Annotated in this window: 6 protein-coding genes; 1 reads left to right on the plus strand and 5 read right to left on the minus strand. The window is 72.8% G+C overall.

What is annotated here, in order from left to right; genetic code table 11:
* Nucleotides 1–51: 51 nt before the first annotated feature.
* From ABZ646_RS40400 to ABZ646_RS40420, 5 genes are read right to left on the minus strand one after another with little or no spacing between them, the layout of a single operon-like run.
* Nucleotides 52–303, minus strand: coding sequence for a 4-oxalocrotonate tautomerase family protein (locus ABZ646_RS40400; protein WP_360530899.1), 252 nt, complete (start codon nucleotides 301–303; stop codon nucleotides 52–54).
* Between the two features lie 35 nt (nucleotides 304–338).
* Nucleotides 339–788 carry a cupin domain-containing protein gene (locus ABZ646_RS40405; protein WP_360530902.1) on the minus strand — a complete coding sequence of 150 codons (450 nt, stop codon included), beginning with the start codon at nucleotides 786–788 and terminating at the stop codon, nucleotides 339–341.
* Entirely contained in the window at nucleotides 785–2,227 is a 1,443-nt protein-coding gene (locus tag ABZ646_RS40410) for an MFS transporter (RefSeq protein WP_360530905.1), read from the minus strand. Before ABZ646_RS40410 ends, ABZ646_RS40405 begins: the two co-directional genes overlap by 4 nt.
* Nucleotides 2,224–2,973: an HAD family hydrolase gene (locus ABZ646_RS40415; protein WP_360530909.1), complete on the minus strand. Its 750-nt coding sequence runs from the start codon at nucleotides 2,971–2,973 to the stop codon at nucleotides 2,224–2,226. Before ABZ646_RS40415 ends, ABZ646_RS40410 begins: the two co-directional genes overlap by 4 nt.
* The gene (locus ABZ646_RS40420; RefSeq protein WP_360530913.1) at nucleotides 2,970–3,908 is read right to left on the minus strand and encodes a pseudouridine-5'-phosphate glycosidase; all 939 of its coding nucleotides are present in this window, start codon (nucleotides 3,906–3,908) and stop codon (nucleotides 2,970–2,972) included. The genes ABZ646_RS40415 and ABZ646_RS40420 overlap by 4 nt, the downstream gene beginning before the upstream one ends.
* Before the next feature lie 388 nt (nucleotides 3,909–4,296).
* On the opposite strand from ABZ646_RS40420, the gene ABZ646_RS40425 reads away from it, so the two are divergent.
* Entirely contained in the window at nucleotides 4,297–4,647 is a 351-nt protein-coding gene (locus tag ABZ646_RS40425) for a hypothetical protein (RefSeq protein ID WP_360530916.1), read from the plus strand.
* The last annotated feature ends 13 nt before the right edge of the window (nucleotides 4,648–4,660 follow it).

The raw sequence follows: 4,660 nt of genomic DNA on the forward strand, positions 1-4,660 counted from the left end.
GTGGCCGACAGCGTGACGCCGCCGGCCACCCACCGTATGCGCAAGGTCGTTTCAGTGAGCACCGGCCTCCTGGTGCGGGCGGTCCCCGAGCGCCGGCGCCCGGTCCGCGGGCGACACGGCCCGTGTGTCGGCGAGCACGCCCCCACTCCCCCAGTGATCTTGCTCGACGTCCCTCACCAGGACGGTCACGGCGGCAGCCGGGCATCCCGCGATCCGGGCCACGGCGGCCGTCACCTCGCCCACGAGATCGGCTCGTTTCTGTCGGTCGTTGCCCTTCCACCAGTCCACGGTCACGACAGGCATGGTTGTCTCCTCACTTCACGGGTCGGTTGTGGCCCTCAGGCCGGGAACTGGTCGAATCTGCGGGCCAGTTCCTCCATCATCTGCGGGGTCGGTTCGGGCGAGGAGTCGAGCAGCTCGCCCAGTTCGCGGAAGTACTTCTCCCGACCCCCGTCCGGGGTGAACATGACCAGCAGGGTGGCCGGGTCGGTGCCTGGATTGCCGAAGGCGTGCGGGGTTCCGGGCGGCACCAGCATGAAAGTGCCGGGAGTGGCGACGCGCCGGTCCGTGCCGAGCGTGAGCAGCACGTCGCCCTCGGCCACGTAGAACATCTCCGTCAGTGCGCTGTGGAAGTGCAGCGGTGCCCCGGGGGCCCGGGGCGGGATCCGGTGCTCGGTGAGGCCGAAGCGGCCGGCCGTGTCGTCCCCGGTGACCAGGAACGACACCGCGGTGCCGCCCACGAGGGCGCGGGAGCCGGCGCCGGGACCGGTCACCCGGGGCAGCGTCATCGCTCGCCCCCGGCAGCCGGCGCGCCCTCCTCGGCGCGGGTGGACAGCGTCGTCAGCGCGGTCGCGGCGGCGACCAGGGCGAGTACGGCGGTGAGTGCGTAGGCCCGGCCGAACGCCGCGTCGCCCGGTGCGTCACCGAGCATGAGGACCAGCACCGCCAGGCCCATGGCACCGCCCGTGTACTGCGTCGTCGTCAGCACCGCGGACGCGGTGCCCTGCTCGCTGTCGGGCACGTCCTTCGTGCCCCCGATGTACATGCCCGCGAAGGCCATGCCCTGGCCGAGGCCGCTGACCAGCAGGCCGGGCAGTACGGCGGTCCAATAGCCCGAGCCGTTCGTGCCGATGCCGAGAAGGGCCAGCCCCACCGCGCCGACCGCGAAGCCGGTGGCGAGGGTACGGCGGATGCCCCAGGGCTGCGCCAGCCTCCCGGTGACGAGGTTGCCCGCCACCACGCTCAGCGTCAGCGGCAGGAAGGCGATGCCCGCCTCCAGGGCACCGTAGCCCCACACGTCCTGGAGGAAGAGGGTGATCAGGAAGAACTCGGCGCCCACGCTCGCCATGTAGAGCGCCGACATCGCGCTCGCGCCCGCCAGCGAGCGCACCCGCAGCAGCGCCCGCGGGATGAGGGGGGTGGCGGCCGGGCGACGGTCGTACGCCGTCCAGGCCGTGGCCAGGGCGGCGGCCGCCACGAGACACCCGAGGCAGGACCCGGAGGTCCAGCCGTCCGCCGCGGCCTGGGTGAGCGCCGCCACCAGGCACAGGACCGCCCCGGTGAACAGCGCCGCGCCGGGGACGTTGAGATTCCGGACCGAGGCCCCGGTGCGGGCGCCGGCCGGCAGCACCCGCAGGGCGAGGGCGACGGTGACCACGATGAGCGGCACGTTCACGAAGAACACCCACCGCCAGGACAGCGCCGAGGTGAGCACGCCGCCGATCAGCACACCCGCCGCGAGCCCCACCGCGCCGATCGCCCCCCAGATCGCCAGCGCCCGGGAGCGCACGGCACCGGCCGGGAACGCGGCACCGATCAGGGCCAGCATGGACGGGGTCAGGGCGGCCGCACCGATGCCCTGGGCGGCACGGGAGACGATCAGCAGCCACTGGTCCCCGGCCAGACCGGCCGCGAGGGAACCCAGGCCGAACAGCGCCAGCGCACCGAGGAAGAGCCTGCGCGGTCCGGTCAGGTCCGCCGCGCGGCCGCCGACGACGAGGAAACTGGCGAAGAAGACGGCATACGCCGACACGACCCACTGGAGCCGCTGCGGAGCCAGGTCCAGTCCCGATCCGATGCTGGGCAGTGCCACGTAGATGATCGAGTAGTCGAGCGCCACCAGGAACTGGGCGATGGACAGGGCCAGCAGCGCGGCCGCCATACGGCCGGTGAAGCGGGTGGTGGCCGCGGGGGTGGCGGCGGCGGTCTCTTCGCTCCGGACGGTCATGAGCGGACGCCGGTCGGCTCGGGACCGGTCACGGTACGGGCCCCGGTCGCCTCCGGGTCGACCGTGGCACGGGTCCCGCCGGATGACGCCGCTTTCTGAAGCAGCAGGTCGGTGACCGTCGCGAAGTCGGCCACCACGTGGTCGGCGCCGGCGGACGTGAGCGCCTCGGCGGTGTCGACACCGTAGGAGACCGCCACCGTCCGCAGACCGGCGGCCCGCGCCATCCTCACGTCGGTGACGGTGTCGCCCACGTACCAGGAACGCGAGGGCCGGCCGCCCAGTTCGGACATGACCCGCAGTGCCATGTCGGGGTGCGGCTTGCCGCGGCCGACCATGTCGTGGCAGACGACGGTGTCGAACCTGTCGAGGATCCCGGTGGCGTCCAGCAGCGCGTGCGCGCTGGCGTGGATCTTGGAGGTGGCGATGCCGAGCAGGTGCCCCGCCGCCCGCATCCGCTCCAGCCCCTCGGCCACGCCCGGCAACAGGAGTTCCGGCCCCCGGCTGAGCACGTCCACGGCGAAGCGGCTGCGGTAGCGCGCCGCGGCCTCGGCGGTCACGGCGTCGTGGACGCCGGTGCCCAGCAGCCTCGCGATGGAGGCCTCCAGGGGCTTGCCCACGGTCGCCAGCACCTCCCGGCGACCGGGGCGCGCGCCGAAGTCGCGGACCACGTCACCGATCAGCTCCGCGATGGCGGCTGGCGTGTCGGCGAGGGTGCCGTCTATGTCGAAGACGAACACGGAGGTCATGCCGCGACTCCTTCCACGGGCACGGCGGTGGCCGCGTAGGCGACGGCCAGGTGCCCGGCGAGCCGGGCGGTGCTGATGAGGACCTCGCGGTTGGCGGCGGCGGAGCGCCCCTCCGTGGCCCGCGAGACGGCCTTCATCAGGTAGGGGGTGGCGGCGGGGCCGCGTACCCCGTCCCGCTCGGCGCCGCGCAGCGCCTCCTGGATCACACCCTCCATCAGGTCCCCGTCCAGGGCGTGTTCCTCGCTGATGGGCGCGGTGACCAGCGCACCGCCCGGCAGACCCGCCGCCCAGTGCATCCGCAGCGCCCGCGCGACGTCGCCGGGGTCGTCGAGCCGCTGCGGCACACGCAGGCCGCTGGAGCGGCAGTAGAAGGCGGGGAAGTCGTCGAAGCGGTAGCCGATCACCGGTACACCCAGCGTCTCCAGGTACTCCAGGGTGAGTCCCAGGTCGAGGATGCTCTTGGCGCCGGCACACACCACGGCCACCTTGCTCCGGGTGAACTGCACGAGGTCGGCGGAGACGTCGAAGCTCTCGCCCGCGCCCCGGTGGACGCCGCCGATCCCCGCCGTGGAGAAGAACGGAATGCCGGCGAGATCGGCGGCCACGAGGGACGACGCCACCGTGGTGGCCCCCAGCCCGCCGCCCGCCAGCACCACACCGACGTCCCGGCTGGACACCTTCGGCACTCCGGTACCGGTCGCGAAGCGTTCCATGTCGTCGGGCGACATGCCCACGGTGAACCGGCCGCCGTCCAGCCCCACGGTCGCCGGCACGGCGCCCGAGTCCCGCACCGCCTTCTCGATGGCGAGCGCCGTCTCCACGTTCTGCGGATACGGCAGGCCGTGCGCGATCACCGTCGATTCCAGGGCGACGACGGGCCGGTTCTCGGCCAACGCGTCACCGACTTCCTCACTGATACGCAGCAGGGGGTGCATACGAGTCTCCCGAACGGTTGCTGGGTTGCTGGAACGAGGCCAGGAACGACGGAGCGTCGGCACCGGACCCCGCCGCTGTCCGTCGGTCGCCACCTTCTCCGTCCCCGTTCCCGTTTGGTTCCCGGTCCGGAGCCGGGGCCCGGTTCCTGGGGCTTTCGGACCGGGCCCCGTGCACCGCCGCGCAGGGGCCCGGGAGCGCCCCGCCTCCCGTGTCCCTCGCGTCGGCGGGCGCTCGAACGGGCACATCGGCCCGAACCCTCGCCCTTCATTCCCGAACCACCCCGGCAGTGGATGCGCCGCCGCGGCCCCAGGTGTGCGCGGAGCACGACGGGGTAGACACACCAACCGGAACGAATGCTTCCGAATCGCAGTGCACTCACCTCACAGGGTGATCGCGCAAGCCGGACGGAGCCAGGAGGAGAAGAGCATGAAGTTGACGCGACGGATCACCGGCGCAGCCGTCAGTGCTGCGCTCGCCGCCGGCGCTGTACTGGTCGGTGGCGGCTCGGCAATGGCGGTCACCTCCCAGGTCGGCGAGCACCACCCGGTCACCGGTGCCACAGCAGGCGTCACGGCCGGTACCAACGGGCACGACACCGCACGGCAGCCCACGGATCCCTGGATCGCTGATCAGCTGGCGACGTTCTACCCTTCGGCGGCCCATCGACTGGCGGTGTTCGATCCGTGGGTCAAGGACCAGCTCCCGGCGGCTTCCCGATCGGCCGGCGGCGCAACATGAACGTGCCCCTGAC

Origin of the sequence: Streptomyces sp. NPDC007162, assembly GCF_040634175.1 — a bacterium.
GTDB lineage: Bacteria > Actinomycetota > Actinomycetes > Streptomycetales > Streptomycetaceae > Streptomyces.

Coding starts and splice junctions, on each gene's coding strand:
- ABZ646_RS40400 (WP_360530899.1), bottom strand. CDS start 303: ATGCCTGTCGTGACCGTGGACTGGTGGAAGGGCAACGACCGACAGAAA.
- ABZ646_RS40405 (WP_360530902.1), bottom strand. CDS start 788: ATGACGCTGCCCCGGGTGACCGGTCCCGGCGCCGGCTCCCGCGCCCTC.
- ABZ646_RS40410 (WP_360530905.1), bottom strand. CDS start 2,227: ATGACCGTCCGGAGCGAAGAGACCGCCGCCGCCACCCCCGCGGCCACC.
- ABZ646_RS40415 (WP_360530909.1), bottom strand. CDS start 2,973: ATGACCTCCGTGTTCGTCTTCGACATAGACGGCACCCTCGCCGACACG.
- ABZ646_RS40420 (WP_360530913.1), bottom strand. CDS start 3,908: ATGCACCCCCTGCTGCGTATCAGTGAGGAAGTCGGTGACGCGTTGGCC.